General features: G+C 58.9%; 26 protein-coding genes. 17 read left to right on the top strand and 9 right to left on the bottom strand.

Annotated features, from left to right (window positions below; genetic code table 11):
- Positions 1 to 48: 48 nt before the first annotated feature.
- Both IG168_RS06555 and IG168_RS06550 read left to right on the top strand, forming a co-directional pair.
- Positions 49 to 2,127, top strand: a complete 2,079-nt coding sequence (locus IG168_RS06555) for a hypothetical protein (protein ID WP_193163097.1) — start codon at positions 49 to 51, stop codon at positions 2,125 to 2,127.
- Between the two features lie 784 nt (positions 2,128 to 2,911).
- A complete protein-coding gene (locus tag IG168_RS06550) occupies positions 2,912 to 6,688 on the top strand; it encodes a S8 family serine peptidase (protein WP_193163095.1) in 3,777 nt (1,258 codons plus the stop codon).
- A 97-nt stretch (positions 6,689 to 6,785) separates the two neighbouring features.
- Here IG168_RS06550 and IG168_RS06545 read toward each other — a convergent pair whose 3' ends face one another.
- The 5 genes from IG168_RS06545 to IG168_RS06525 form a co-directional block, all read right to left on the bottom strand.
- Positions 6,786 to 7,424, bottom strand: a complete 639-nt coding sequence (locus tag IG168_RS06545) for a thiol:disulfide interchange protein DsbA/DsbL (RefSeq protein ID WP_193163093.1) — start codon at positions 7,422 to 7,424, stop codon at positions 6,786 to 6,788.
- Positions 7,425 to 7,668: 244 nt separating this feature from the next.
- Positions 7,669 to 8,073: a hypothetical protein gene (locus tag IG168_RS06540; protein WP_193163091.1), complete on the bottom strand. Its 405-nt coding sequence runs from the start codon at positions 8,071 to 8,073 to the stop codon at positions 7,669 to 7,671.
- A gap of 64 nt (positions 8,074 to 8,137) precedes the next feature.
- On the bottom strand, positions 8,138 to 8,983 hold the full coding sequence (locus tag IG168_RS06535; RefSeq protein ID WP_193163089.1) for an SPFH domain-containing protein: 846 nt from the start codon (positions 8,981 to 8,983) through the stop codon (positions 8,138 to 8,140).
- 81 nt (positions 8,984 to 9,064) lie between these two features.
- Positions 9,065 to 9,526, bottom strand: a complete 462-nt coding sequence (locus IG168_RS06530; protein ID WP_193163087.1) for an NfeD family protein — start codon at positions 9,524 to 9,526, stop codon at positions 9,065 to 9,067.
- Between the two features lie 107 nt (positions 9,527 to 9,633).
- The gene (locus IG168_RS06525) at positions 9,634 to 10,461 is read right to left on the bottom strand and encodes a CHAD domain-containing protein (RefSeq protein ID WP_193163085.1); all 828 of its coding nucleotides are present in this window, start codon (positions 10,459 to 10,461) and stop codon (positions 9,634 to 9,636) included.
- Positions 10,462 to 10,600: 139 nt separating this feature from the next.
- Between IG168_RS06525 and ubiE the strand changes: the two genes are divergently transcribed.
- The 9 genes from ubiE to IG168_RS06480 are packed head-to-tail and all read left to right on the top strand — an operon-like array spanning position 10,601 to position 16,802.
- Positions 10,601 to 11,350: a bifunctional demethylmenaquinone methyltransferase/2-methoxy-6-polyprenyl-1,4-benzoquinol methylase UbiE gene (gene ubiE / locus IG168_RS06520; protein WP_193163083.1), complete on the top strand. Its 750-nt coding sequence runs from the start codon at positions 10,601 to 10,603 to the stop codon at positions 11,348 to 11,350.
- A gap of 24 nt (positions 11,351 to 11,374) precedes the next feature.
- Positions 11,375 to 12,001 (top strand): ubiquinone biosynthesis accessory factor UbiJ, encoded by a 627-nt coding sequence (locus IG168_RS06515; protein ID WP_193163080.1) that lies wholly within the window; start codon positions 11,375 to 11,377, stop codon positions 11,999 to 12,001.
- 2 nt (positions 12,002 to 12,003) lie between these two features.
- Entirely contained in the window at positions 12,004 to 13,614 is a 1,611-nt protein-coding gene (ubiB, locus tag IG168_RS06510; RefSeq protein ID WP_193163078.1) for a ubiquinone biosynthesis regulatory protein kinase UbiB, read from the top strand.
- Between the two features lie 55 nt (positions 13,615 to 13,669).
- Positions 13,670 to 14,071: a phosphoribosyl-AMP cyclohydrolase gene (gene hisI, locus IG168_RS06505; RefSeq protein ID WP_193163076.1), complete on the top strand. Its 402-nt coding sequence runs from the start codon at positions 13,670 to 13,672 to the stop codon at positions 14,069 to 14,071.
- A gap of 7 nt (positions 14,072 to 14,078) precedes the next feature.
- Positions 14,079 to 14,432, top strand: a complete 354-nt coding sequence (locus IG168_RS06500) for a phosphoribosyl-ATP diphosphatase (RefSeq protein WP_193163074.1) — start codon at positions 14,079 to 14,081, stop codon at positions 14,430 to 14,432.
- Positions 14,433 to 14,489: 57 nt separating this feature from the next.
- Positions 14,490 to 14,750, top strand: coding sequence for a Sec-independent protein translocase subunit TatA (tatA, locus tag IG168_RS06495; RefSeq protein ID WP_193163072.1), 261 nt, complete (start codon positions 14,490 to 14,492; stop codon positions 14,748 to 14,750).
- A gap of 15 nt (positions 14,751 to 14,765) precedes the next feature.
- A complete protein-coding gene (gene tatB, locus IG168_RS06490; RefSeq protein WP_193163070.1) occupies positions 14,766 to 15,272 on the top strand; it encodes a Sec-independent protein translocase protein TatB in 507 nt (168 codons plus the stop codon).
- The gene (gene tatC, locus IG168_RS06485; RefSeq protein ID WP_193163067.1) at positions 15,269 to 16,033 is read left to right on the top strand and encodes a twin-arginine translocase subunit TatC; all 765 of its coding nucleotides are present in this window, start codon (positions 15,269 to 15,271) and stop codon (positions 16,031 to 16,033) included. The genes tatB and tatC overlap by 4 nt, the downstream gene beginning before the upstream one ends.
- A 16-nt stretch (positions 16,034 to 16,049) precedes the next feature.
- Positions 16,050 to 16,802: an esterase/lipase family protein gene (locus IG168_RS06480; protein ID WP_193163065.1), complete on the top strand. Its 753-nt coding sequence runs from the start codon at positions 16,050 to 16,052 to the stop codon at positions 16,800 to 16,802.
- Between the two features lie 23 nt (positions 16,803 to 16,825).
- Here IG168_RS06480 and IG168_RS06475 read toward each other — a convergent pair whose 3' ends face one another.
- The 3 genes from IG168_RS06475 to IG168_RS06465 form a co-directional block, all read right to left on the bottom strand.
- The gene (locus IG168_RS06475) at positions 16,826 to 17,185 is read right to left on the bottom strand and encodes an MliC family protein (RefSeq protein ID WP_193163063.1); all 360 of its coding nucleotides are present in this window, start codon (positions 17,183 to 17,185) and stop codon (positions 16,826 to 16,828) included.
- Positions 17,186 to 17,314: 129 nt separating this feature from the next.
- On the bottom strand, positions 17,315 to 17,443 hold the full coding sequence (locus IG168_RS06470; protein WP_193163061.1) for a DUF3149 domain-containing protein: 129 nt from the start codon (positions 17,441 to 17,443) through the stop codon (positions 17,315 to 17,317).
- 116 nt (positions 17,444 to 17,559) lie between these two features.
- Entirely contained in the window at positions 17,560 to 17,817 is a 258-nt protein-coding gene (locus tag IG168_RS06465; protein ID WP_193163059.1) for a hypothetical protein, read from the bottom strand.
- A gap of 112 nt (positions 17,818 to 17,929) precedes the next feature.
- Here IG168_RS06465 and IG168_RS06460 point away from each other — a divergent pair, with 112 nt between their 5' ends.
- Positions 17,930 to 19,021 (top strand): aminopeptidase, encoded by a 1,092-nt coding sequence (locus IG168_RS06460; protein ID WP_193163057.1) that lies wholly within the window; start codon positions 17,930 to 17,932, stop codon positions 19,019 to 19,021.
- Here IG168_RS06460 and dtd read toward each other — a convergent pair.
- Positions 18,928 to 19,365, bottom strand: coding sequence for a D-aminoacyl-tRNA deacylase (dtd, locus tag IG168_RS06455; RefSeq protein ID WP_193163558.1), 438 nt, complete (start codon positions 19,363 to 19,365; stop codon positions 18,928 to 18,930). The genes IG168_RS06460 and dtd overlap by 94 nt on opposite strands.
- Before the next feature lie 134 nt (positions 19,366 to 19,499).
- On the opposite strand from dtd, the gene IG168_RS06450 reads away from it, so the two are divergent.
- The 5 genes from IG168_RS06450 to IG168_RS06430 all read left to right on the top strand — a co-directional run bounded on the left by IG168_RS06450 (position 19,500) and on the right by IG168_RS06430 (position 25,059).
- A complete protein-coding gene (locus IG168_RS06450) occupies positions 19,500 to 21,620 on the top strand; it encodes a prolyl oligopeptidase family serine peptidase (RefSeq protein ID WP_193163055.1) in 2,121 nt (706 codons plus the stop codon).
- 312 nt (positions 21,621 to 21,932) lie between these two features.
- Positions 21,933 to 22,946 (top strand): SDR family oxidoreductase, encoded by a 1,014-nt coding sequence (locus tag IG168_RS06445; protein ID WP_193163053.1) that lies wholly within the window; start codon positions 21,933 to 21,935, stop codon positions 22,944 to 22,946.
- Between the two features lie 109 nt (positions 22,947 to 23,055).
- Positions 23,056 to 23,649, top strand: a complete 594-nt coding sequence (locus IG168_RS06440) for a DNA-3-methyladenine glycosylase I (RefSeq protein ID WP_193163051.1) — start codon at positions 23,056 to 23,058, stop codon at positions 23,647 to 23,649.
- A gap of 71 nt (positions 23,650 to 23,720) precedes the next feature.
- Entirely contained in the window at positions 23,721 to 24,563 is an 843-nt protein-coding gene (locus tag IG168_RS06435) for a mechanosensitive ion channel family protein (protein WP_193163049.1), read from the top strand.
- Positions 24,556 to 25,059 carry an MgtC/SapB family protein gene (locus IG168_RS06430; protein ID WP_193163047.1) on the top strand — a complete coding sequence of 168 codons (504 nt, stop codon included), beginning with the start codon at positions 24,556 to 24,558 and terminating at the stop codon, positions 25,057 to 25,059. Before IG168_RS06435 ends, IG168_RS06430 begins: the two co-directional genes overlap by 8 nt.
- Positions 25,060 to 25,097: the final 38 nt, after the last annotated feature.

Below are 25,097 nucleotides of genomic sequence, written 5' to 3'. Positions count from 1 at the left end.
TATGATAAAACACCGTCGATAATTCAAAAATTAAATAAGAGCGTCCATATGGGTTGGAAAAATATTTTCTCGGCAATAGCCACCAGTGTATCCCTAACGGCATGTGGCGGCGGTGGGGGCAGCAGCGGTGGAGGCGATGACACGATTTCTCCACCAAACAACCCGGCACAATATTCGGTATCAACGGCTGTCCAGTTCGGCGGGTCTATCGTGCCAGCGAATGCGACGGTGGAAAGCGGAGATACAGTAGCATTCACCATTACACCCAGAACGGGTTATCAGGTCAGTACTGCTAGCGGCTGCGGTGGCACGCTGGACGGCCTGACTTACACCACCGGCAGTGTCACCGGGAACTGCGAAGTCAGTGTTACTTTTGAAACCAAGACCCGCGCAGTGCCGACTTCTTTCGTGATTGATCCGGCCAACCGCAGGTTGATCGGGCAGTTGTGGCAGATGCCATCTGATGCGGGATGGTACAATCCGTTCGTCGTCATGGGCCTCGATGACGACAGCTATGACTTCATTTCTGTCTCGGATAATTTCCCCTACTGTGGACTTCTTGCCCTGAATCCAGCGCGGAACGAAGTTATCTGCCCGGAAATTTCAGACAGTCAGTTGAAGCTGACCGCTGTTGATATGAGTTCAGGTGTACAGCGGTTGCTGCTTGGCACCAACCTCAGCATCGATCCAGCAGAGTGGTCATATGCCATGATCACCGATGTAAAAGCATCCGCAGACAATACGAGTCTGTACTTGATGCTGGTGTACATGTCAGCAATCAGTTATGACAAGAACAGGACCGTCATTTTCCGCTACGACTTTGCCGACGGCAGCTTGACCAAGTTAATTGACGGATACGCGCAGTCCGGGGCGAAGGTGGCGGCCGACACTTTTGCTCTTGCCGATAACGGCATTCTGACGATCAACAGCCAATTGGCCGGAGGTGCTGACGGAGATGACCATCTGAGCCTGATCGACTACGCCGGTGCAGATGTTAGTGACATTTCTGCACCGTTCAATCTGAATGCAAGCCGCGTTACTATCGGCGAAGGGAGTAACGCTGCTTACGTCGTTGGTTACAACGGCATTGCTAAGGCCGACATCGCTGCGGGTACCCAGCAAGTCCTGTCACTGGAATCTGAAGAGCAACTCTTCGGTATCGATCAACTGGGATCTGTAGTACTTGATAAAGCCACCAATAGAATTCTCGTCGGAGATTCCAGTTTTGATTATATTTTCGCAGTCGATACCGAAACCGGTGAGCGGTTCGAGTTTGCCGAGAATGGAATCGGCACAGGTAGGCACTTGTTGGCGCCCAGAGCGATTGAACTGGATGAATCCAACCAGCGTGCGTTTGTACTCGACGACGGGGGCAACACAGGCGAAACCCTGTTCGAAATCGACCTGGTAACAGGCGATCGGACTGCCCTGGCGCGCTTTAATCTAGCGTACAATTATGTTGCGCAAGACCTCGTGCTCGATATCGCTGGAGGTCGCATATTCGCGGTTTTTGACGATGAAGTTTATGTGGTCGCACTCGCGGATGGCACCATTACGCCATTGACGGGCGGCGGATACCAGTTCACCGGCGCAAGTCTCGACGAAGCCGGAAATCGCCTGCTGGTGACCGATGCCCCTTCGGACTCGGTATTGGCTATCGATTTGGCCACGAATAATATGACGGGCGTTTTTTCATCGCCAGATATAGATGCGCCAGTCGATGTCGAGCTGGACGATACTTCCGGGCTTATGTACATCCTGTCCCAGGGCAATGGTCAATTGCGTACCTATGACCCTGACACGGGCACGACCGCGCTGCTACTGGATAGCTGCCTGGAAGATAAGGGAAGGAACGCAATGGATCCCAGCGTTGGCACCGTACAAGCGATGGTGCTGGATCCGAATAACCCATTGATCTGGATCTCGGGGGACTACCTGATGCGATTCAACCTGGAGACAAAATCGTGTTCCGTAATGCCGCACAAGTACTACGGGAATGGTCTGGTCAGTAACCTCAGTATCATGGATGCTGAAGCGGCGTCCGACGGAAAGCTTTTCGGAACCAAGTTTAATTATGTCGTCCAAATAGACTTTGAGTCTGGCGAGTTGGAAGCGATTTCTCGATAACCGCACAAGACTGGCGCTAGAAAAGTAATTGGAGTTAGAGCTAAATTTTTTCTGACTCCAATTGCCTGCCGACGGAAATCGGAGCGTTATCAAATTCGAAAACTTTCACATGATAGGCTGGGAGTGCATTGCTAAAGCGCTCCCACCTATTAGCTGATGTTGAATTTGGTTTTCTAGCATCGTATTCCGAATTGTCTCTCAGCACTCTATAGCCCTTCTTACCCTACCCGGTTTTATTTCTTAAATTGACGCGTACCAATTAAATATCCACAGACACTTGGATATTGTTGTCGTTTGCAAATTTGGCGTCTTCCAGTTGATCAGTACCAATATTGCGGAAATTTGAAGTACTTCAAATTTTCCCGGATATCGGGGATTCCCCTATAGAGACTCAAAAAGTCCTCTAATTATCATTAGTTGGGATTGCTGGCGTCTGTACGTATTGAAGAATCTCCCTATCTGTCGCAAAGGGTAAGGGAAAAGGCGAAAAGCCGGTTTTCTTTCAATTGCTTTTTCTTCTGACGACAAAGAAGTTCGCCTGATTTACAGGGCGTCTTTAACTTTCCGACTAAAGCATTTCCGGCGATCAAAGAATTGCAGCGGGCCAAAATCCGAGGCACCGATATGGGTCGTTGCGCGACTCATTCTGGTGCGTGTTCGGGGGGACCTTGTTCCATTCAGCCATGAAAGAAATCAGATTTTGAATCTACTGACTATGTATGTATCACGTTTCTATGCGTAGAGAGTCAATAAAAATTTTAAATCACAATTAGGGTTATTAAATATGAAGAAGCTATTCAGAGTGAGCCGCATTGCCGCGGCAATGCTCACTCTTTCCGGGGGAATGATGGCGGCGTCTGCCATCGCGCAAGAACAGGCACTTAGCGAGGAGCCTTTTTCCGGAGAGTTAACCTTCACACTGATCACGGGGGACAAAGTCTCCGCCGTAGTGAAAAGTGACGGCCAGCTTGCGGGTATTCGCCTGCTCGGTGAAGACGGCAGTGAAGTGGTTACCAGTATCTATCAATATGGCAATGACACCTATGTAGTGCCGCCAAAGGCGCAAAAATTGATAGACGCAAAAGCCGTCGATCTGGAGCTGTTTAATATCAGCAAGCTTTACCAGGGCGGTTACGATGACAAGTCGACCAGCAAGTTACCGGTCATTATCGAGTATACCGATGGCACCCTGGCCGGGTCCGCAACACCGGAAGTGCTTAACGGCATGTCCCTGACCGGTGAAATTGAAATTATCGATAGCGCGGCCTTCGGTATCGAAAAAGACCAGGCCGCCGAGCTCTGGTCCAAGCTGACCGTCGACAGCAAAATCGAAGGTGTCTGGCTTGATGCAATATTGCATGCGCACAAGGTCTCTGCTTCCAAAATCCTGACACCCACGGTACCGCTGACCGGTGCGCGGGGTGAACATGCGGCTGCATTTGATGGCAGCGGTGTAACCGTCGCCGTTCTGGACACTGGCTACGACGTCGAGCACGCGGATCTCAATGGCCAGGTACTAGTCTCAAAAGATTTCACCTACTCCAGAAACGGTGTCGATGATCTCAATGGCCACGGCACTCACACCGCCACGACAATCGCTGGAACCGGCCTGGAGTCGGACGGCCTGTGGGCGGGTATGGCACCCGGTGCCAAACTCGTGGTCGGCAAAGTGCTGGGCAACACCGGCGGCGGTTCGACCTACGGCATCATGAACGGCATGATCTGGGCAGTGAATCAGGGCGCCGAAATTGTCAGCATGTCCCTCGGTGGCAGCGCCACTTCCTGTGACGGCCCGATGGTGGACCTGGTGGAGGCGTTGAGTGACAAAGCCCTGTTTGTAATCTCTGCCGGCAACAGCTTCACCCGTGAAACTGTCGGATCACCGGGTTGCGCGCCGAGTGCGCTGACCGTGGCCGCCATTGATCGCGACAACCAGACCGCGGTGTTTTCCTCCCGCGGTCCCTCGCCGGATGGGCACACTGCCAAGCCCGACATCGCCTCCCAGGGTGTGGACGTGGTTGCCGCGGCGGCCGGCGGATTCGGTGACACTGGCTATGTCTCCCTTTCCGGTACTTCGATGGCCGCGCCCCATGTCGCCGGTGGTGCCGCCATCCTCAAACAGGCGCGACCCGACCTCGGCCCCCGCGATCTTAAAGAGGTACTGACTTCCTCTGTCACGCCCAGCGACGCCCATGTGCTCGAACAGGGCGCCGGACCGATGGATGTGAACCAGGCCGTCGTGCAGGCAGTGGTTGCCGCACCCAATCAGGAGCTGGGTTATTTTGCCTACGGACAGCAGTACGGGCTGACCGAGACCTCGATGACACTGGAAAACCTGTCTGGAGAAGAAAAGACGTTCAAGCTGAAGCTGGATCTGATCGGCGAAGACGGCTCTACGGAATTACCTGCTACCCTGGCTGGCCTGGGCATAAAATCCATCACGGTACCCGCACACGGCAATGCCGAAATTCCGCTCTGGATCGATCCAATGGTGGGTCTGCGCAGTGGCGCCTACGGCGCAATCACCGGCCGCGTGGTCGGTACCACCACGGGCAATGATGACGAGCGCCTCGCAGTACCAGTGTCTTTCTGGATTGACCAGCCTTCCGTTGAACTGAGCTTCAGTCTGACAGACCACCGCGGCAAGCCGGCGAACTCGCCGTCGAAAATCTACCTGATGAACGACGAGGATGACTGGGGTCGCTATGTGTCGGTGACCAACGGTATGGCCAGCGTTGAAGTGCCTGAGGGTAACTACAGCATTGTTGCCAATATCATGACTTACGATAACGACAATGCCTTCGGTGGCCTGGTGGAATCCGCGGCGCAGATGGCAGTTTTGCGCCGTAAGGTCGAAAGCGACACACATATTGATTTCGATGCGCGTAACGCGCAAAAGGTGGAGTTCAAAGCCGGCCAGCCTCTGGCACCGCAGGGATATTCCTTCGGCTTTACTTACGCACTGGACGACGCCAAGGTTGCTAAGCTCGCCGCCATGGAACTGGCACCGGACTACGTCAACGACTTCTACGCCTGGTCCCAGGGCCATGATGATCGCTTCCGCTCCTTTGTCACGACCCGCGCGGTGGCTCCGGAAACCGTGATGACGCTGGAAAATGGTGAAGCCCTGGATTACGTCAACCAAGGCCTGGCACTGGGTTTCCACGGCGAAGGCAGCGCGGAACTCGTGCCCGTCGGTGACGCCGGATACAGTACAGACTGGTCGCAGTTCGATCTGGACGGCAAAGTCGCGCTGATCGCCAACCCCTATTACCTGACCTCATACATGATCGGCAATGCCATGAATCACGGCGCCATCGGCGTGATCGGATATCGCCCGGGCACCCACGGTCGTTACAAAGGCACTATTTCAGGTACGCCGAAGATCCCGGTCGTCGCGGTCAGTGCCGAGCAGGGCGCACTGATTCAGGCCGAGGTAGAGGCCGGCAATAACCGGGTCAGCTGGTCCGGCATAGCCCCGGAACGCAGCCCCTATGCCTACTCCATCAATCACATTACCGATGGCCATATCGATAGCGGGCTGGTGCGGATACACGAAGAGCAGATGCACAAGATCAGCGCCGCCTACTATTCACAGGATGGTGAGCGCCCGGCCTGGACCGATGTCATGGCCCTGACCAACAGCACCGGCGAGTTCTACTCCACCGGCAGCCCCCAACTGGTCATGACGCCGGTGGTGCGCGACGAGTATTACACGGCCACCAGCAAGAACGCCTGGACCAATATCGTCATGCCGGGCTCGCGACTGAACAGCAATGGTGGCTACTTCGATGGTGCCCGCCTGATGACTGCGGGCGCTGAAGAGGAGACCACCTGGTTCAAGGGGCCCCGCGGTGGCAGCCTGCTGACCAGCGGCTCGGCCATCGCCTATCGCGATACCAACGTGCTGCACTTCAGCATCCCCTCGTTCGGTGATGCAGCAGGCCACGATGGCAGGGGCGGTTACAGTGGCTCCTCTGCGTACGGCATCAAGGTAAATGGGCAGACCCAGTATCTGGATAGCGGTATGCTGACGGCTGCGGATAGCACCAGAGAAATCACGTTGGAAATTCGCTACTACCCCAGAGGTGTGGGCGAGCGTTCACCGGTCAAGGACAGCCTCGGTTCCCTCTACCAGGGCATCTATACTTTCACGACAGACGCCAGCCAGCAGGGGCCGCAGCCGATTCTTGTGCCGGTCGTTGACCTGCCGTTGAGTCTCGAAAACAGCGCGCCCGCCGGCGAGCCGATGGAGATCAAGCTGTCAGGCGTGATGGATAGCAGGGGCGTAGTCGACCTGTCCTCGGTTTCTCTGCAATACGGTTACGGCCAGGAGTGCGTGGTGGACAATGTCTACGCCTATGTCTACTGCCCTGTGTACGACAAATTCTCCGCGAACAACTGGGTGGATGCCGAGGTGAAGCAGGTGGATGGCGAGTGGATTGCCACAGTGCCCAACGCGGCGGACGCCGGTGAGTTTGTGCATCTGCGCGTGGAAATGAGTGGTTATCAAGGCAGCCATACAGAGCAGGTCACCATGCGTGCTTATATGTTGAATTGATTTTTTATCCTCATTAAAAAGGCCGCTAATGTGTCTGCATTAGCGGCCTTTTTTGCGATCTATTTGATGGTGATCACCGAGAATCTATTCTCGCCCATTAATTGGCGTGTTCTTTCTCGATCAGATAGCTCGCAATGCGCAGTTTATCGTCGAACGATTTCCCCTGAACCAGATAGCGGCCATTGATGAGGAGCGACGGGGTGCTGCGGATCTGGCTGCGCTTCATATGTTCGGTGGCGCGGCGGACCTTGGATTTGACGCCGAAACTATTCATTGTGGCGACGAATTTCTGCGGGTCTACGCCGTAGGCCGCGTAAAACTCCGCGATCTTGTTTTCGTCGGGCTTTTGCCCCTCACCGGGAAGCTTGTGTGTGCGGTGTACGGCGTCATAGACCGCCTGGTGAGTCTTTTCCTCGATGCCGAGAACCTGTGCCGCGTAGAAGACATTTGCATAGACGGCAAAGTCCGGGCGGAAGGCGGCCGGAATATGCACCACTTCCACGTAGGGTGGCAGTTTTTTCGTCCACGCCACGAACTTGGGCTCGAAACTGTTACAGGCCGGGCAGATGTAGTTGAAGAACTCTTCCACGACAACCTTGCCGTCCGCGGGGGCCAGCGGGCGGCCATTCTGGATCTCGATGTAGTCCTTCCCGGCCACTGGTGCTGCCTGATCCTGTGCGGAGGCAAATGCACTGCCAAGCAAGAGCAGGAGTGGCAGGACAAACAAATTCTTCATTAAGGTCTCCTTCGGTAACGACGAGTAAAAATGGGTGCAGGGCAAGATTATGGCATGCGGCTCCCAAGATGAGGCAAGTGTCAGAGGGTTCCTCTGACGCCATTGGGCTCATTCGTCTCCAGAATCCGTTGAATCGCTCCCGACTGGTGCTTATCTTCGCGCGCCGTAACTGTACGGGAGCTGAATTGATTGTTAAACGAGCAGTGGTGGGTGCGCAGTATCCATGAAGAAATTAAGACTTCTACTATGCCAAGACTATGCTCAACTCCCTGTCCCTGAGGCCATTAACTTCCAGCTTGGTGATGCCCTCCCTGCCAACTAACTCCTCTGCTTTAACGAAAAACAAAAAGGTACGAGGTCTTCGCTCTTTAGTATTCCAACCGAAAACAACATACTTTTTATCTGCCAGATAATCCTGCTCATTTTCCTTGAATCCACCAGTAACGAGGGATCCATTTGGATCATCTGAGGATGTGGCAGTTACGTGTATTAGTCCAAGGTCACTTTCCACTAAGACCTGATCTTTATGCCCCGCGGAGTTAACACGACTGAAAACTAACTCTGCGCTTTTACCCATACTCTCTAAATGGACCTTTACAACCTCAGCGAGAGAGCGTTTTCTTTCTGAAACAGTTTTCCCTGCGATCACTTTTAATACTCGGTAAGAAACTGGCGATAAACACCGACCGCGGAAAGCCCAGGCGTTATCCCACTTAGCGGTTCAGTAATCCTTTTACAGCATTGGGCAAATCCGCCGGGAAAATCACATTCTTGGCATTGTCAGACTGGGACAGCTCCGACAGGGCCTCAATATAGCGCTGGCCCAACAGGTACATCACCGGCATTTCCTGGTCGCCGATGGCGTGGGTCACGCGCTCGATGGCTTCGCGGCTGGCGTCGGCCAGGACTACCTGGGCCTTGGCGTCGCGCTTGGAGGCTTCCAGGCGGCCGTCGGCCTCGAGGATGGCGGCCTGCTTTTCGCCCTCGGCGCGGGTCACGGTGGCGCGGCGCTGACGTTCGGCAGCGGCTTGCTCTTCCATCGCTTTCTGCATGGTGGCGGACGGGTTGATATCCTGGATCTCGACGGTCTTCAGGTTGATGCCCCAGTCGGCGATATCGTCGGAGATACCCTCTTTCAGTTTGGCCTTGATCAGGTCGCGGGAGGACAGCGCCGAGTCGAGCGACATCTCACCGACGATGGAACGCAGCGCGGTTTGCACCAGATTCTGGATCGCTATCTCATAGTCTTCAACGCCGTACACCGCTTTTTCCGGCGAGACGATGTTGATGTAAGCCACGGCATTGGCAATGATGGTGGCGTTGTCCTGGGTGATGACTTCCTGCGAGGGAATATCCAGCACGATATCCTTGGTGGTGACCTTGTAGGGAATCTGGTCGATATAGGGGATCACCACATTCATGCCCGGCGGCAGGGTTTTGTGGTATTTACCCAGGCGCTGCACGATATGCTTGGAACCCTGCGGCACGATGCGCACGCCCTTGGCGATGGTGATGACAACCAGCGCCACCAGCGCCAGTACTACATATAAACCTTCCACTACTTTCCCCTCCCAGGGTCAAAAATTCGTTGTTTGATCATTGGTTGTTGTTGTGCCGCACTGTGTGCGGGCAGCTGGAATTCAGAGTCGCGTGACGATCAGTGAATTGCCGGAGATATCCGTGACTTTCACTCGGTCGCCGATGGCCACTTCTTCCGTGCAGATAAACAGCCACTCTTCCTCGCCGAGAATCGGCGCCGGGAATTTCAGCTTGCCGCGATTGCGTCCGTGGTTGGATTCGATCGCCATGCCCACCTGGCCGGCCAGCGCTTCCGCGGCCATGCCCGACAGGGAGCGGTTTTTCCAGTTGGGGCGGATATATTTGAGCCAGCCGACCAGCAGCGCGATGGAAATGCCGGCCCACAGCAACAGCTGCAGCGTGATAGGCATATCCACGACGATCAGCAATGTGCCGATCAGCAGCGCGGCGAGGCCGAACCAGAACAGAATGAAGCCGGAAACGAAAATTTCCGCGGTGACCAGCAGCAGGCCGAGTACCAGCCAGTGCCAATAGGCGATGTGCGCGTTGAGCCAGTCCAGCATGTTGGCAGAGTCTCCCTTTCACTGTGCAAAGCGTTGAGATGATTATGCCAAATATATCGTGTCCGGCGCTGAAATGATCTCGCAAGCCGACCGGCGGTAGTCACCGTTTAGCGCGAATCGGCTTTCAATGTGAATGATTTTTCGACAAAGAGGTCGCGCCCCAGCCGTTCGGTGGTCTCCCGTAGTGCCTCGTGCTGTCGCTTCGCGCGTTTCAGTAGTGGTGCCAGTTCGGCACCCAGTACGGTCTCGTTCTGGCGTAATAACTCGCACAGCAGGGTCAGGTCGCGCCAGTCTCCCAGCGCCTGGGCGAGTTCCTTCAGCGGCTTGCGCCGCCCGCGAAGTGCCCGGGGGTATTTTTTCTCCAGCAGGCGCGTGTGATACCAGTGGTCTTTCACCCGCTTGCGGTACTCGTGGAATTCCGCCGCGGTTTCATTTTTGAGCGCCCGCTTCATCGCCTTGCGCGCGCGCCTGTAACCGCGCCGGTATCCTTTGCAGGCGCACGGCCAGTCCAGGCTCTCCAGGGGCCAGCCGTCAACGCGCGCGGCGCCCTGGCGCAATTGTTCCGCCGCTTGTTCCATCGCCTGCGGGTCGGCGCCATGGGCCACGCGGGATTCCAGAAAGGCCATGATGTCCGGGAATTCCTCCGCACTTGCCAGCGTCAGCAGCGCGTCGCGTATCGAGACCGCGTCGCGACTGCCGGACAGGCTGTTGGCGAGTTCGCGGTAGTGGGCATTTTCCTCGGCGTAGAGGTCGCCGATATCGCGCCGGACGAGGCGCAGCAATGCGCGCATTTTCTTGCAGTGCTTGCGCAGCGCGTGCACGGCCTCCTCTTCGGACAGTTCGGCGAAGTCGCGCTGTGCGGCCGCCAGTTGCCACCGCGCGGTCTTGTGAAGGGTTGCCGGCAGGGTAATGTCGCCATCCAGCTGATAGGCCATGCTTCTCTCCGCCACTGCGTTCTGTGCGTTTCACCGATCTGCTCGCGGTAAAGTTTAGCGAGCGGCGGTGCCGCGGCGGCCCGGTCAATGTACAATGGCGCCCCTATATTTGGCATAACAGTGGCTCAGCAGGCTCAGCATGAAGGATCGCAAGACCACCCATTTCGGCTATCAAGAGGTACCGGTAGACGAAAAGGCCGGCCGCGTGGCAGATGTCTTCCACTCGGTGGCGGCGCGCTACGATGTGATGAACGACCTGATGTCCGGCGGCATCCACCGGCTGTGGAAACGGTTCACCATCGAGCTTTCCGGTGCCCGACCGGGACAGACGATTCTGGATATCGCCGGCGGTACCGGCGACCTGACTGCGCGCTTCTCGCGCATTGTCGGTCCCGAGGGCCAGGTGGTGCTGGCGGATATCAACGAGTCGATGCTCAAAGTGGGCCGCGACCGCCTGCTGGACCGCGGCATCGCCGGCAATGTGGTGCCGGTGCAGGCGGACGCCCAGTACCTGCCGTTCCCCGACAATACCTTCGACTGCATCACCATCGCCTTCGGCCTGCGCAACGTCACCGACAAGGACCTGGCCCTGCGCTCTATGCTGCGGGTGCTGAAGCCCGGCGGGCGCCTGCTGGTGCTGGAGTTCTCCAAGCCGCAGTCGAAGCTGCTGGAGAAGGTCTACGACCAGTACTCCTTCCGCCTGCTGCCGTTCATGGGCAAGCTGGTGGCCGACGACGCCGACAGCTACCGCTACCTGGCGGAGAGCATCCGCATGCACCCGGACCAGGAAACCCTCAAGCAGATGATGCAGGACGCCGGTTTTGTCGACTGCGAATTCCACAACATGACCGGCGGCATCGTCGCCCTGCACAAAGGCATCAAGCCCTAAGGTTCCATCGCGAAGGAAGCTACCGTGGACCCAACACTGCGTAGCGGCTTTGACGCCGCCCTGGAAACCGCGATCAACGCGGCGCTGCAATACGATCCCGGCACCCGCGCCCGCCTGGGCAAGCTCGATGGCCGGGTTATGGCGCTGCACCTCACGGCGCCGGCGCTGGAATTTTTCCTGTGTATCGAAGGCGACCAGGTGCGCGTGCGCAACCATTGGGAGGGCACCGTCACCACGGGCCTGACCGGTTCGGCGATCGCTTTCCTGCGCCTGCTGCGCGACTCGAACGCCACGCCGGCCAAGCTCGGTGTGAGCATCACTGGCTCCAGCGCCCTGCTGGCGGAACTGCAGGCGATACTGCGGGATCTGGATATCGACTGGGAGGCGCCGCTGGCGCAACTGGTCGGTGACGTGCCCGCGCACACGGTCGGCAATGCCCTGCGTTCGGCCAGCCGCTGGCTGACCGCCAACCTGCAGCGCGCGCCGGAAGCCGCCGCCGAGGCAGTCAGTGAGGAGTGGCAGATGACTCCGCCGAAGGCGCAGTTCGAGGCGTTCGCCGAGGACCTGGCCGACCTGGCGCTGGCCACCGATCGCCTGGACGCGCGGGTGCAGATACTGCGCGAGCGCTTCTCCCGCCGGGGGGACGCGTAGTTTTGCCGGTTACACGCAGTCTTACCATCGCGCGGGTGTTCCTGCGCTACCGCCTCGACGATCTCCTGCCGGCGGGACGCCGCCCGCTGTGGCTGCGCGCGCTGTGGGCGCCGATGAAAATCTTGCCGCAGCCGAAAATGGGCCGCGGCGAGCGCCTGCGCCGCGCACTGGAAGAGCTGGGGCCCATCTTCGTCAAGTTCGGCCAGCTGCTGTCCACGCGCCCGGATCTGCTCCCGCCGGATATGGTCGAGGAGCTCGACCACCTGCAGGACAATGTGCCGCCCTTCCCCGTCGACCAGTGCATCGCGCGCATTGAGGCGGCGCTCGAGGGCAGCGTCGACGAACTCTTTGCCGATTTCGAGCGCGAGCCGCTGGCCTCCGCGTCGGTGGCGCAGGTGCACGGCGCCGTACTGAAGAGCGGCGAGTCGGTGGTGGTCAAGGTGCTGCGCCCCGGCATCGACAAGATCATCCAGCAGGACCTGCGCCTGCTGCGCGTAATCGCGCGCTGGATCCAGCGCTTTGTGCCGGACGGCCGCCGCCTGCGCCCGGTGGAAGTGGTCGAGGACTACCGCCACACCATCGAGGGCGAGCTGGACCTGGTGCGCGAGGCCGCCAACGGCACCCAGCTGAAACGCAATTTCGCCAATTCCCCGCTTTTGTATATTCCCGAGGTGCACTGGGATTACACCCGCGAGAACGTGCTGGTACTGGAGCGCATCGACGGTATTCCGGTGACCGACCTGGCGCAGCTGCGCGCCCAGGACACCAATATGAAACTGCTCGCCGAGCGCGGCGTGGAGATTTTCTTCAAGCAGGTGTTCGAGCACAATTTCTTCCACGCCGACATGCACCCGGGCAATATTTTCGTGTCGCGCCAGCACCCGCAGCGGCCCCAGTACATCGCTATCGATACGGCCATCGTCGGCAGCCTGTCGCGGGAAGACCAGTACTACCTGGCGCGTAACCTGCTGGCGATGTTCCGCCGTGACTACCGCATGGTGGCGGAACTGCACGTACAGAGCGGCTGGGTGCGCGCGGACACGCCGGTGAACACCTTCGAGGCGGCGATCCGCGCCGTGTGCGAACCGATCTTTGAAAAACCGCTGGGCGAGATCTCCTTCGCCCGTGTACTGATCAGCCTGTTCCAGACCGCGAGGCGCTTCGATATGGCCGTGCAGCCGCAGCTGGTGCTGCTGCAGAAAACCCTGCTCAATATCGAGGGGCTCGGCCGGCAGCTTTATCCGGAACTGGATCTGTGGAAGACTGCCCATCCATTTCTCGAGCGCTGGATGCGTGAGCGCATTCACCCGAAAACGATACTCGGCGAAATCAAGCGCTACGGACCGGAGTGGCTGGAGAAGTTTCCGCAACTGCCGCAGCTGGTTTATTCGGCGCTGGACCAGTCACGGGAACTGGCACCACAGTTGCAGGGTATCGGCGAACAGCTGGCGCTGAGCCACCGCCGCGGGCGCCGGCAGTACCTGCGCCGGGTCGCCGGTGTGCTGCTGGCCGCCGGTACCGCCGCGCTGATCGCCCCGGGCTGGCTGGCACAGCTGCCGCCCGCAGGCTGGATTACCGGCGTGCTGGCGCTGGCGCTGCTACTGTGGCCATGAGGATTGCGGTAGACGCCAACCTACAATAATTAGACAAGGTCTGAAGGAAGGGACATTGACGCAGACAGATCCGAGCGCCGACTTTATCGACCAGGTCACCTGGAACAGTGACGGGCTGGTACCCGCGATAGCGCAGGACGCCAAGACCGGGCGCATACTGATGATGGCCTGGATGAACCGCGAATCCCTGGCGCTGACAGTGAGCGAAGGTATTGCCGTCTACTGGTCGCGCTCCCGCGGTAAACTCTGGCGCAAGGGCGAGTCGTCCGGGCACACCCAGCAGGTGCGCGAGATCCGTCTCGACTGCGACGGCGACACGGTGTTGCTGCTGGTAGAGCAGCAGGGTGGCATCGCCTGCCACACCGGTCGCACCAGCTGCTTCTACCGCGTGCTGGAAGACGGCAACTGGCGGGCAAACCAGCCGGTTATCAAGAGTCCGGAAACCATTTACAAGTGAGGGCCCTATGAGCGATCTGCTGCGCGAACTGGACGCGGTGCTCGCCAGCCGCAAGGAAGCCGCGAACGCCGACACATCCTACGTGGCCAGCCTGCACCACAAGGGCCTGAACAAGATTCTGGAAAAAGTCGGTGAGGAGGCCACGGAAGTGATCCTCGCCGCGAAGGATGCGGAACACGGTGGCGACCGTCAGGCGATGATTGCCGAGACCGCCGACCTCTGGTTCCACTCCCTGATCATGCTCTCGCACCTGGGGGCGGATTCTCAGGATGTTTTACAGGAGCTGGGGCGTCGCTTCGGTCTCTCTGGGCTGGAAGAAAAGGCCGCGCGCGGCCAGTCGCACGGACAGCGTCAGGAATAATAGAAACCAGGCCCCCCAATCCGTTTGGCGGGCATTGCTATCAATCAGGAGAAGGTTATGGGTTTTGGCGGAATTAGCATCTGGCAGCTGTTGATCATTCTGGTGATCGTCTTGTTGCTGTTCGGCACCAAGCGTCTGAAAAACCTCGGCGGTGATCTCGGCGGTGCCATCAAGGGTTTCAAGAAGGCCATGAAAGACGAGGGTAAGGAGTCCGAAGAGGAGTCGGAAAAAGATGCCGACCGCTTGCAGCACGACGAGCCGCAGAAGCCGGGCACGGATTCTGTGAAAGACAAGGACAAGCAGTCCCAGGACAAATAACGCGAGCGTTACTCCGTGTTTGATATCGGCTTTTTTGAACTCCTGCTGGTCGGCATCGTGACGCTGCTCGTCGTCGGGCCGGAGCGCCTGCCCGACGCCGTGCGCACGACCGCGCGCTGGTGGTCTGGCCTCAAGCGTACGCTGCACAATGCGCGCGAGGAACTGGAAAAGGAAATCGGCGCTGACGACATCCGGCGGGAACTGCACAATGAGCGCATCATGCGCGAGCTGGAAGACAGTCGCCGGGAGATGGAGCAGGCCATTGGCAACATCGGGCAGGAGGTGCAGCAGCCGGAGGTATCCAAGTCGCAGCCCCATCCGACGGTCGAAGCCGAGGATTACCTGCCGGAAGAGGATGAAAACGCGGAGGATCTGCAGGATCCGGAATATCCGGAACACTGGCACGACTTCGGCGATCCGGAATTCAACGAGCATCACCCGGACCACTTTGTCGATGAGGTGGAAGAAGTTGCCGACGTCGAAAAAGAAGAGCCGCCGAAAGGGAAAGACAGCCAGTCATGAGCGACCAGCCCGACAATAACGAGGCCGTGGAAGAGAGTAACCAGCCGTTCATCGATCACCTGATCGAGCTGCGCAACCGCCTGCTGAAGACGCTGGTCGTGGTGGTTCTGATATTTGCCTGCATGGTGCCCTTTGCCGCCGAGATCTACCACTTCGTGGCCGAGCCGCTGCAGGAGCGTCTAGTAGCCGGCGCGGGCATGATTGCCACCGAAGTAACCTCGCCCTTCTTCACGCCGTTCAAGACCACCTTCGTTCTGGCATTTTTTGTCTCGGTACCCTTTGTGCTCTATCAGGCCTGGGCCTTTATTGCCCCGGGCCTATACCAGAACGAAAAACGTTTTGCGGTTCCGATCCTGATTTCCAGTGTCATTCTTTTTTATGCGGGCATGGCGTTTGCCTATTTTGTGGTGTTCCCGATCCTATTCGAATTCTTCGTCAGTTCGGCGCCCTCGGATATCAAGGTGATGCCGGACATCAGCCGCTATCTGGACCTGGTGCTGAAGCTGTTTTTCGCCTTTGGCTTTGCTTTCGAGATACCCATTGCCACGCTGCTGCTGATCTGGAGCGGCGTTGTGGATGCCAAGTCGCTGGCGGCCAAGCGCGGTTATGTTATTGTCGCCTGTTTCGTGGTGGGTATGTTGTTGACGCCGCCGGATATCCTGTCCCAGTCCCTGCTCGCGGTGCCCATGTGGCTGCTGTTTGAGGTGGGTATCTTTTTCGGCCGTTGGATCAAGTCGGCAGAAAAGCAGGAAAATGCCTGAGGAGCAGCGCGGCGGAATGCGCATCGCACTGTGCGCCGCCGCGCTGCTCCTTCTCTTCGCCACCCTCGCCGCCCGCGCGGCAGATACGCAGACCGAATGCGTGATCCTGCTGCACGGACTCACCAAAGATTCCACCAGCCTGCAACCGCTACAACGGCAACTGATTGACGCCGGCTTTTATGTGGCGAATATCGACTATCCGTCGCGGCAGCTACCCATCGCCGAACTGGCACCGCTGGCCATCAATGCGGGGCTGGAAAAATGCCTGCGTGTGAATGCGCATCCCATTAATTTTGTCACTCACTCATTGGGCGGCATTCTGGTGCGTTTCTTCTATGAGTACCGTTCCGCCGATAACGTGCATCGGGTGGTGATGCTGGCGCCGCCAAACCACGGCAGTCGCATCGGTGACCTGCTGGACCATATCCCTATCATCAAGGACATCAACGGCCCCGCAGGTCGACAGTTGGGTACTGGCGTCAACAGCGTGCCACTGCAGTTGGGGCCGCTGCGCTTCGACGCCGGCATCATTGCCGGAAACCATTCGTTGAATCCGCTTGCCTCGGTGTTACTACCCGGGGAGGACGACGGTCGTATTTCCGTGAAGAGTGCGCAGGCCGAAGCCATGTGCGCTTTTCTGGTTTTGCCGCAGACACATGGCGGCATTGCCGCAGATCGGGAGGTGATACGGCAGGCGGTAACCTATTTGCGATGGGGATTTTTCACCGGGGAGGCAGCACAGCAATTTGACTGTGCCGCAGATGGTTAGGCGCCGCTTGAGGCTCGCGGCTGTTATTCGACGGCGCTGCAGCCTTTTAGCACTGTCGCGGTCTCTATTTCGCCCAGCTCCTGTAACTGCAATATGCCGCCGTCGCCTTTGCTGTGCCAGCGGTAGCCTGGCTGGCCCTTGTCGGCCACATACAGCACACCGGAAGCCGCACGCTCTTGGTGCATCGGTACCAGCTTGTTCTGGAAGGCGAGTGTCGCCATCGAAGGCCCGCTTTGCGGCATGACATATTTGACCTGCAGTGTTTCGCTATTTTCACACTGGTAGTCAACCGTCCGGATATCCACGGATGTTTCTCTGCCATCGTGATTACAGCCGGCGACGAGCGCCGCGCAGACGATGCAGGTTAGGGTCAATCGATACATACTGCTTGATCCTTGCTGAAACTCTTCGAACAGGCTGCCACAGGTTGGAAAGCCGCGAAACGAAAAAATTCCGGTCGCATCGCAAAAATTCAGCAGTAGATCAGCAATTGGGCGTCAGCTGAAAAGGTATCAGCGTTCCTCGCGTATATTGCGCAGCGCCAGCCGCAATATATAGGCCGCCATGACACAGACAAAGGCGATGATGCCCAGGCTCAGCAGCCCTGACAGGCTGGTAAACAGGTCGATCCACGCGTCCATCTCGGTTCTCCGCTTAAATCAGTTAACTCGGGGTCAGAATAAGAACTTGCGGAAATGGTGCCTTGATTTGGATCAAGCGGCATGGCGGTTGGATAGCGCTGATGGCGTTTATAGGCTCACAGGTTTGTGGCTATGATGATACAGGTCAGCGACGCGGCGGCGAGCAGGAGCAGTTCCCGGTACTGCCGCCAGCGCGGCAGCAGTGAAAGCAGTGCCAGTGGCGGCAACAATACGGCAATAATGCCGAGCAGGGTGTCCTGTCCGAAACAGACACGCACCAGCCGCAGCCAGCAGATGGCGGCAAAAACCAGGGCGAAGATGGTCAATAGGGCGGCGACGGGCTGCATGCCCGTACCGGCGGCTGCCGAGTCCATGCCTGACTCCTTCAGGATCAGCGGCGAATAAAACACGGGTAATAGAGTGTATAACAGCTATCGGTGGTCGAATCTGTCGCGCCTCGTAATCTTCTGTGCGGCGCTGTGCACAATGGGAATTCTGGCGGGTTGTGAAACGGCGAGTTACTACACCCAGGCGGCGACGGGGCAGCTCCGTATCCTCGCGGCCCGGGAGCCGATCAGTGACGTTACCGCCGCCGCCGATACCAACGAAAAACTGCAGAAGCAGTTGCGGCTGGTGCAGTCTATCCGCGCCTACGCCAGCGGCGAACTGCAGCTGCCGGTAGGCCGCGCCTACGGCTCCTATGTAAAACTGGAAGAGGAATACCCGCTGTGGAACGTGCTGGCGGCGCCGGAGTTTTCCCTGTCGCCGAAGCGCTGGTGCTACCCATTTGTCGGCTGTGCCAGCTACCGCGGCTATTTCAGCAAGGCATCCGCACAGGCCAAAGGCAATGAACTGCTCGCGAAGGGATACGATGTCTATCTGGGACCGGTTCCGGCCTACAGCACACTGGGCTGGTTCGACGACCCGATATTGTCGAGCTTCGTCAACTGGTCACCGGAGCGCCTGGCCGGGTTGCTGTTCCACGAGCTGGCGCACCGCCGCGTGTATATATCCGGCGATACCCAATTCAACGAGAGCTTCGCCACCGCGGTGTCGCAAATTGCGTTGCCCGACTGGCGGAAGCGTTATGGTTACAACGGACCGGCGGCCAACCGCATTGCCCAGGCGCTGGCGGTCAATCACCTGATGCTGGCGACACGCAAGCAGCTGGAAACGGTCTACAAGGCGGATATCAGTGATGTCGAGAAGCGCACGCGCAAGGCGGCCACACTGGAGCGACTGCGTGCCTGCTACCGCAAACTGTCGGTGGGCTGGCCCCACCCGGAGCGCTACCGCTATTACATCGACAAGACCAACAACGCCACGCTGGCGCTGGTGGCGGAATACCAGTCACAGGTCCCGGCATTCAAGCAGCTGTATCAGCAGAGCGGCGACTGGCCGGCGTTTTACGACGCGGCGGAAAAGCTCGGCAAGCTGGACAAAAAGACGCGCAAGCAGCGCATGTCCGCGCTCACCGCTGCGTATCAGGATTCCAGCAGGAAAGTGACCGGGCCGTCGTTTGACAGCGAAACCTGCATGTCTGCGGCAAACACGCCGGTGGCGACCGGCGAGAACTGAGCCCGGGCGCGCTCGACGAAGTAGTCGTAGAGCTCCTCGGCTTGTTGCGGCGTGGCGCCGCGGCTGAAACTGGGGCGCAGGCCGCGGGCCGTTTCCGCCACCAGGGTGAACTGGCTTACCACCAGCAGCCCACCGCCCGCCTGCTGCACATTCAGGTTCATGCGGCCGCTGTCGTCGCCGAATACCCGGTAGTGCAGTACCTTGTGCAGCAGCTTGTCCGCCGTCTCCCGGTCGTCACGCGACTCCACGCCGAGTAGCAGCAACAGGCCGCGGTCTATGGCTCCCACGGTTTGGCCGTTCACATCCACCCTGGCGTGACTCACACGCTGAATCAGTCCTCGCATCATTCTCTCGATTTTGTCAGTGGTTTTGCCGCGATCGCCGCAGGTCCTCGGCTCGTCTGGCGCGTGCTGGAACCTGCGGGGGAAATGCCATAGATTAGCCAAGGTCAAGAGTTGAATAAACCGGAAACCACGGTATGAAAAAACAGATTCTAATAATGGCCGTCAGTGCCCTGGTGAGCTCGGTCGCGCTCGCGGCGGGTTACCCCAAGACGCCCACCGTCGATCAGACCGACGACTATTTCGGCACCAAGGTGGCGGATCCCTACCGCTGGATGGAAGATCTGGATTCGAAGCAGGTCAAGGCGTGGGTCAAGGCGGAAAATGACCATTCATTGCCGCGCCTGAAAAAACTGCCGGGCTGGGACAAGCTGAACAAGCGCCTCGGCGAGCTGTGGCAGTACGAGCGTTTCGGTGTGCCTTACAAGAAGGCCGGCAAGTATTTCTATGAATACAACGACGGCACCTGGGATCAGAGCGTCTTCTATGAGACGGGTAAGCTCGGCAAAGACGGCAGCGTGGCGCTGGATCCGCGCAAGCTGAGCGAGGACGGCACCATCGCCGCCCGCCGTTACAAGGTCAGCCCCACGGGCCGCTACCTGGCCTACGGCACCACCGACGGCGGTACCGACTGGACCGACTACCATGTGCGCGACCTGAACAGTGGCAGGGACCTGAAGGACCTGCTCAAGGGTATCAAGTTCAGCGGTGTCAGCTGGGCCAAGGACGAGTCCGGTTTCTACTACAGCCGCTACCCCTTTGTAGACAAAGCCAAAGACTCAAGCCGCAGCGCCGACGACAGCAAACAGGTTGCGGTGTACTTCCACAAACTCGGTGAGCCGCAGAGCAGCGATCGGCGGATCTACAAAATTACCGGCCACGACGACCGCAACGTCTACGCGGAAGTGAGCCACGACGGCAATTACCTGGTATTCAATATCGACCAGGGCTACGACGTGAGTGGTGTTTACTACAGGGACCTGCGCGATAAGAGCGCGAAGGTGGTCAAGCTGCTCGACGACTGGGACGGGCTCTATTACTACCTGGGCAACAAAGGCAAAACCTTCTATTTCCAGACCACCGCCGATGCCCCGCTGGGCCGCATCATAGCCGTGGACCTGGACCAGCCGGACAGAAAGCACTGGCGCAACCTGGTGCCGGAACAGAAAAATGCGCTGCAGGGCGCCTCCCTGATCGGCGACCGTTTCGTGCTGCACTATCTGCAGGATGCCAAGTCGGAAGTGGTGGTGACCGATTTGAACGGCAAAAAACAGTACGAGCTGAAATTGCCCGGCATGGGTTCTGTTGCCGGGTTCTATGGCGAACCGGATGATCCGGAAACCTTCTACAGCTTCAGCAACTTCATTACGCCGCCGAGCGTCTACCACCTGAATGTAGAGACCGGCAAAAGCGAACTGTACAAGGCGCCCGACTACCCGGCGGACTTCTCCAACCTGACCGTGACCCAGCACTTTTACAAGAGCAAGGACGGCACACGCGTGCCGCTGTTCCTGGTGTCGAGAAAGGACATGAAGAAAGACGGCAGCAATCCCACGCTGTTGTACGGATACGGTGGCTTCAATATCGCCATCACCCCCGAGTTCTTTACCCGCTTTGCCGGCTGGCTGGATATGGGCGGCACCCTGGCCGTGGCCAACCTGCGCGGTGGCAGCGAATACGGTGAAGCTTGGCACCAGGCGGGAACCAAGACCCACAAGCAGAATGTGTTCGACGATTTCATCGGCGCGGCCGAGTGGCTGATCGACCAGAAGATCACGTCGCCGAAGAAACTCGCGATCAGCGGGCGCTCCAATGGCGGCCTGCTGGCGGGCGCAACCCTGACCCAGCGCCCGGATCTGTTTGCCGCGGCCCTGCCGGCGGTGGGTGTACTGGATATGCTGCGCTACCAGACGGCCTCGGCCAATGCGCGCCAGTGGTCCAGCGACTACGGCCTGAGCGAAAACAAAAAGGAATTTGACGCGCTCTACGCCTATTCGCCCGCGCACAATACCGTCAAGGGCAAGTGCTACCCGCCGACCCTGATCACCACTGCCGATCACGACGACCGTGTGGTGCCCTGGCACAGCTACAAGTTTGCCGCGGCGCTGCAGCGGGACCAGGGCTGTGACAACCCGATCTGGCTGGCGATCGAAACCCGCGCCGGTCACGGTGCCGGTAAGCCGATGTGGATGCAGGTGGAGGACTTTGCCAACCAGTGGAGTTTCCTCGCCGACCACCTCGGAATGAAGATCGACTGATCTCAGGCAGGGGCTCCGTAGAGAGGAGGTGCGGCGGCGGGCAACCGGCAAAAAACCTGAGCGGTAAATATTTGCCAGATGCCCGCCGCTGCACCTTTGTCGCAAGTGATCTTTTGCGGGGATATAGCGGGATGTGAGGAGCCGCAGTGCAGAATTTTGCAAGTACGGTTCGATTCTCCCAGAACGCTGAATAGTCCAGCGGGGTGGTGGCAGGCGTTCGGGAAATATTTGCCGATGAGGTTTTTTCCCGAACGCCTGCCATCACTCCTCTCCGCACTCACAGAATGACTAACTCGACAAAGAGATTACAGTTTGAAACATGCATTTATCACCGGCGGTACCGGTTTCCTCGGCGCCAACCTGATCGAACAGTTGAAAGCCGACGGATGGAAAGTGACTGCCATGCACCGCCCGTCGTCGGATATCCGCCGCCTGCAAGCGCTGGGTGCCGAGCCGGTGCCCGCATCCCTGGATGATCTGGATTCACTGCGCGCGGCTGTGCCGGAAAAAGTCGACGCAGTGTTCCATGTGGCTGCCAATACCAGCATGTGGCGCGGTGGCAATGCGCAACAGTGGCGCGACAATGTGGAGGGCTCGGCCAATATCGCGCGGATTGCGCGGGAGAAAAATGCCGGCCGGATGATCGTCACCAGTTCCATTTCCGCCTACGGTTACCAGCGCGACTGCATCGATGAAAACAGCCCACAGCTGGCCGACGACCCGCGCAGTGGTTATCTGTATACGAAGAAGCGCGCGGAGCTGGCAGTGCGCGCGGAAATCGAAAAGGGGCTGGATGCGGTGTTCCTGAATCCCTGTGCGATTGTCGGCAAGTACGATACCAGCAGCTGGGCACAGACGTTTTTTATGATCGAAAAGGGCCAGCTTCCCGGCGTGCCACCGGGGCGAGGCTCTTTCTGTCACGCCGGTGCGGTGGCGCGCGCCCATATCAACGCGTATCACCGCGGCCGCTGCGGAGAAAATTATATTCTGGCCGGGACCGATGCCAGCTTCCTGGAGTTCTTCGGGCGCATTGCCGCACTGCTCGGCAAGCCGGTGCCGCAGCGCACCACGCCCGCCTTTGTGATTCGCACCGTGGGTTGGCTGTCCGACAGCTGGTCGCGCATCAGCGGACGCGAGCCGACAATCACGCCGGAAAAGGCCGCGTTGATCACCCGGCGCGTGGTGGCGAGCAGCGCCAAGGCCGAGCGGGAACTGGACTACCGCACCGATCTGGAACTGGATTCGATGCTGCGCGAATGCCGCGACTGGCTGGTAGAACAGAAGCTGCTGGAAACGTCCGCAGCTGCCACGGAGGGTAGTCAGTGAACCGCCGCAACCTACTTTTCACGCTGGTCGCACTGCTGCTGATACTGCAGCTGGTCCAGCACTATTTCCTGTCCGGTGCGCAGTAGCATCGGCAACCCTGGAGGGAACAATGGCGGAAAAACGTTGTGGCTGGTGCCTGAGTTCACCGCTGTACCAGCAATACCACGATGAGGAGTGGGGCCGTCCGGCTACCGACGACGCCACCCTGTTCGAGTTTCTGCTGCTCGAAGGTGCCCAGGCGGGACTCGCCTGGATTACGGTGCTGAACAAGCGCGAACACTACCGCAAGGTATTCGACGGCTTTGACCCGCAGAAAATCGCGCGCTACTCACCGAAGAAAATTGAAAAACTGCTGCAGGACCCGGGCATCATCCGCAACCGGTTAAAAGTGGAGTCCGCCGTCAGGAACGCCCGCGCGACGCTCGCGCTCTGGGACGCCGGCCAAACCCTGGGAGAGTTCCTGTGGCAATTCACCGATGGCCGGGTGCTGGTCAACAAGCGCCGCAGCCTCAAGCAGGTGCCGGCGACCACGGCCGAGTCCGATGCGATGAGCAAGGCCCTGAAGAAGGCCGGTTTCAATTTTGTCGGCTCGACGATCATGTACGCCCATATGCAGGCCACCGGCATGGTCAATGATCACCTGGTGACCTGCCCGGCCCACCGCGAATGTCTCGACGAGGCCGCCGCAAAAAAACTGCTGTAGACCGCTGATCTGCCGTCCCGGTTGCCTTATGCTGCGGCAATACAGAACTCAACAACGGAGGAGTCTGCCGGATGGATATCAACGAGTTGGTAAGTGAGTACTGGCCGCATCTGATGGTGCTGGCGATCGCGCTTGGCAAGGCGATCCTGATTCTGATCGCCACCGGTTTCGCCGCGCGTCTCGCGCGCCGGGGCGTCCAGCGCCTGTCGGGGCGCCTCGACGCGACCCTGATCCCGGTGCTGTCGAATATGGCCGTGTGGGGCGTTTATATCGTCGGCCTGCTGATGGTGCTGGGCAGCTTCGGCGTCAACACCACCAGCCTGGTCGCACTGCTGGGTGCCACCGGCATCGCCGTCGGCCTGGCGCTGAAGGATACCCTGCAGAATATCGCCGCCGGTTTTATCCTGCTGGGATTGCGACCCTTCCGCGTGGGAGATTTCATCCAGTTCGGCGATATCATGGGGACGGTGCAGGAGGTGGGGCTGTTTACCACCCAGCTGGATACCACCGACGGCCTGCGTATTTCTGCACCCAACAGCAATGTCTGGGGCCAGACCCTGACCAACTTTACCCGCAACGCCACCCGCCGTATCGAGATCGTCGCCAGCATCGCCTATGGCGACAGCATCGACACCGGTATGGAAGTGCTGCGCCGCCTGGTGGCAGAAGAGGAGCGCATCCTGCCGGAACCCGCTCCGGCCTTTGCCGTGCGCGCCCTGGCGGACAGCTCGGTCAACCTGCACCTGCGCGCCTGGGCGCGCACCGACGAATACTGGGATGTGTACTGGGCGCTGATGAAAAAACTCAAGCCCGCCCTGGAGGCCGAAGGGCTGACGATCCCCTTCCCGCAGCGGGAATTGCATATCGTCAACCAGGTCGCCGACCAGCGCCGCGAGCAGACAGTGCATGAATAACCTGTTCGCAATAGCACCGCTGACCTGGAGCGGCGTGCTCACCGCCATGCTGTGTGCCGGGGCCATCGGCCTGGAGCGACAGTTCCGCGGCAAGCCGGTGGGTATCCGCACCTCGATCCTGATCGTACTGGGCACCTACGCGTTCACCGCGCTGGCGGTCTCGGTCGGCGGCGGCGCCGACCAGGCGCGGGTGCTTGGGCAGATCATCACCGGAATCGGCTTCCTCGGCGCCGGTGTGATGCTGGCCCGCGACGGCGTCGTCGTGGGTGTGACCTCGGCGGCGACCATCTGGGTGCAGGCCGCCATCGGTACGCTGATTGGCTTCGGTGCCCTGGGTACGGCGATCACCCTGGCGCTGCTGGTGATCTTTGTACTGCTGGGAGTGGATATCCTCGAAAACTACTCGTCCCTGCTGACCCGCGGTGTCCACGCCCGCTACAAGCGCTGGCGCAAGCGCCGCGAGCTGGTTGGCTCCGCGGATCCCAGCGAGAACTGAAGCCGGTCCCGGCCCGGCCCCGAGCGCGGGCCGGCACT

Origin of the sequence: Microbulbifer hainanensis, assembly GCF_014904735.1 — a bacterium.
In the GTDB taxonomy this organism is placed as follows: domain Bacteria; phylum Pseudomonadota; class Gammaproteobacteria; order Pseudomonadales; family Cellvibrionaceae; genus Microbulbifer; species Microbulbifer hainanensis.
This window is presented reverse-complemented; position numbering and strand designations above follow the sequence as displayed.

Coding starts and splice junctions, on each gene's coding strand:
- IG168_RS06555 (WP_193163097.1), top strand. CDS start 49: ATGGGTTGGAAAAATATTTTCTCGGCAATAGCCACCAGTGTATCCCTA.
- IG168_RS06550 (WP_193163095.1), top strand. CDS start 2,912: ATGAAGAAGCTATTCAGAGTGAGCCGCATTGCCGCGGCAATGCTCACT.
- IG168_RS06545 (WP_193163093.1), bottom strand. CDS start 7,424: ATGAAGAATTTGTTTGTCCTGCCACTCCTGCTCTTGCTTGGCAGTGCA.
- IG168_RS06530 (WP_193163087.1), bottom strand. CDS start 9,526: ATGCTGGACTGGCTCAACGCGCACATCGCCTATTGGCACTGGCTGGTA.
- IG168_RS06525 (WP_193163085.1), bottom strand. CDS start 10,461: ATGGCCTATCAGCTGGATGGCGACATTACCCTGCCGGCAACCCTTCAC.
- ubiE (WP_193163083.1), top strand. CDS start 10,601: ATGAAGGATCGCAAGACCACCCATTTCGGCTATCAAGAGGTACCGGTA.
- IG168_RS06500 (WP_193163074.1), top strand. CDS start 14,079: ATGAGCGATCTGCTGCGCGAACTGGACGCGGTGCTCGCCAGCCGCAAG.
- tatA (WP_193163072.1), top strand. CDS start 14,490: ATGGGTTTTGGCGGAATTAGCATCTGGCAGCTGTTGATCATTCTGGTG.
- tatC (WP_193163067.1), top strand. CDS start 15,269: ATGAGCGACCAGCCCGACAATAACGAGGCCGTGGAAGAGAGTAACCAG.
- IG168_RS06480 (WP_193163065.1), top strand. CDS start 16,050: ATGCGCATCGCACTGTGCGCCGCCGCGCTGCTCCTTCTCTTCGCCACC.
- IG168_RS06475 (WP_193163063.1), bottom strand. CDS start 17,185: ATGTATCGATTGACCCTAACCTGCATCGTCTGCGCGGCGCTCGTCGCC.
- IG168_RS06470 (WP_193163061.1), bottom strand. CDS start 17,443: ATGGACGCGTGGATCGACCTGTTTACCAGCCTGTCAGGGCTGCTGAGC.
- IG168_RS06465 (WP_193163059.1), bottom strand. CDS start 17,817: ATGGACTCGGCAGCCGCCGGTACGGGCATGCAGCCCGTCGCCGCCCTA.
- IG168_RS06460 (WP_193163057.1), top strand. CDS start 17,930: ATGGGAATTCTGGCGGGTTGTGAAACGGCGAGTTACTACACCCAGGCG.
- dtd (WP_193163558.1), bottom strand. CDS start 19,365: ATGCGAGGACTGATTCAGCGTGTGAGTCACGCCAGGGTGGATGTGAAC.
- IG168_RS06450 (WP_193163055.1), top strand. CDS start 19,500: ATGAAAAAACAGATTCTAATAATGGCCGTCAGTGCCCTGGTGAGCTCG.
- IG168_RS06440 (WP_193163051.1), top strand. CDS start 23,056: ATGGCGGAAAAACGTTGTGGCTGGTGCCTGAGTTCACCGCTGTACCAG.
- IG168_RS06435 (WP_193163049.1), top strand. CDS start 23,721: ATGGATATCAACGAGTTGGTAAGTGAGTACTGGCCGCATCTGATGGTG.
- IG168_RS06430 (WP_193163047.1), top strand. CDS start 24,556: ATGAATAACCTGTTCGCAATAGCACCGCTGACCTGGAGCGGCGTGCTC.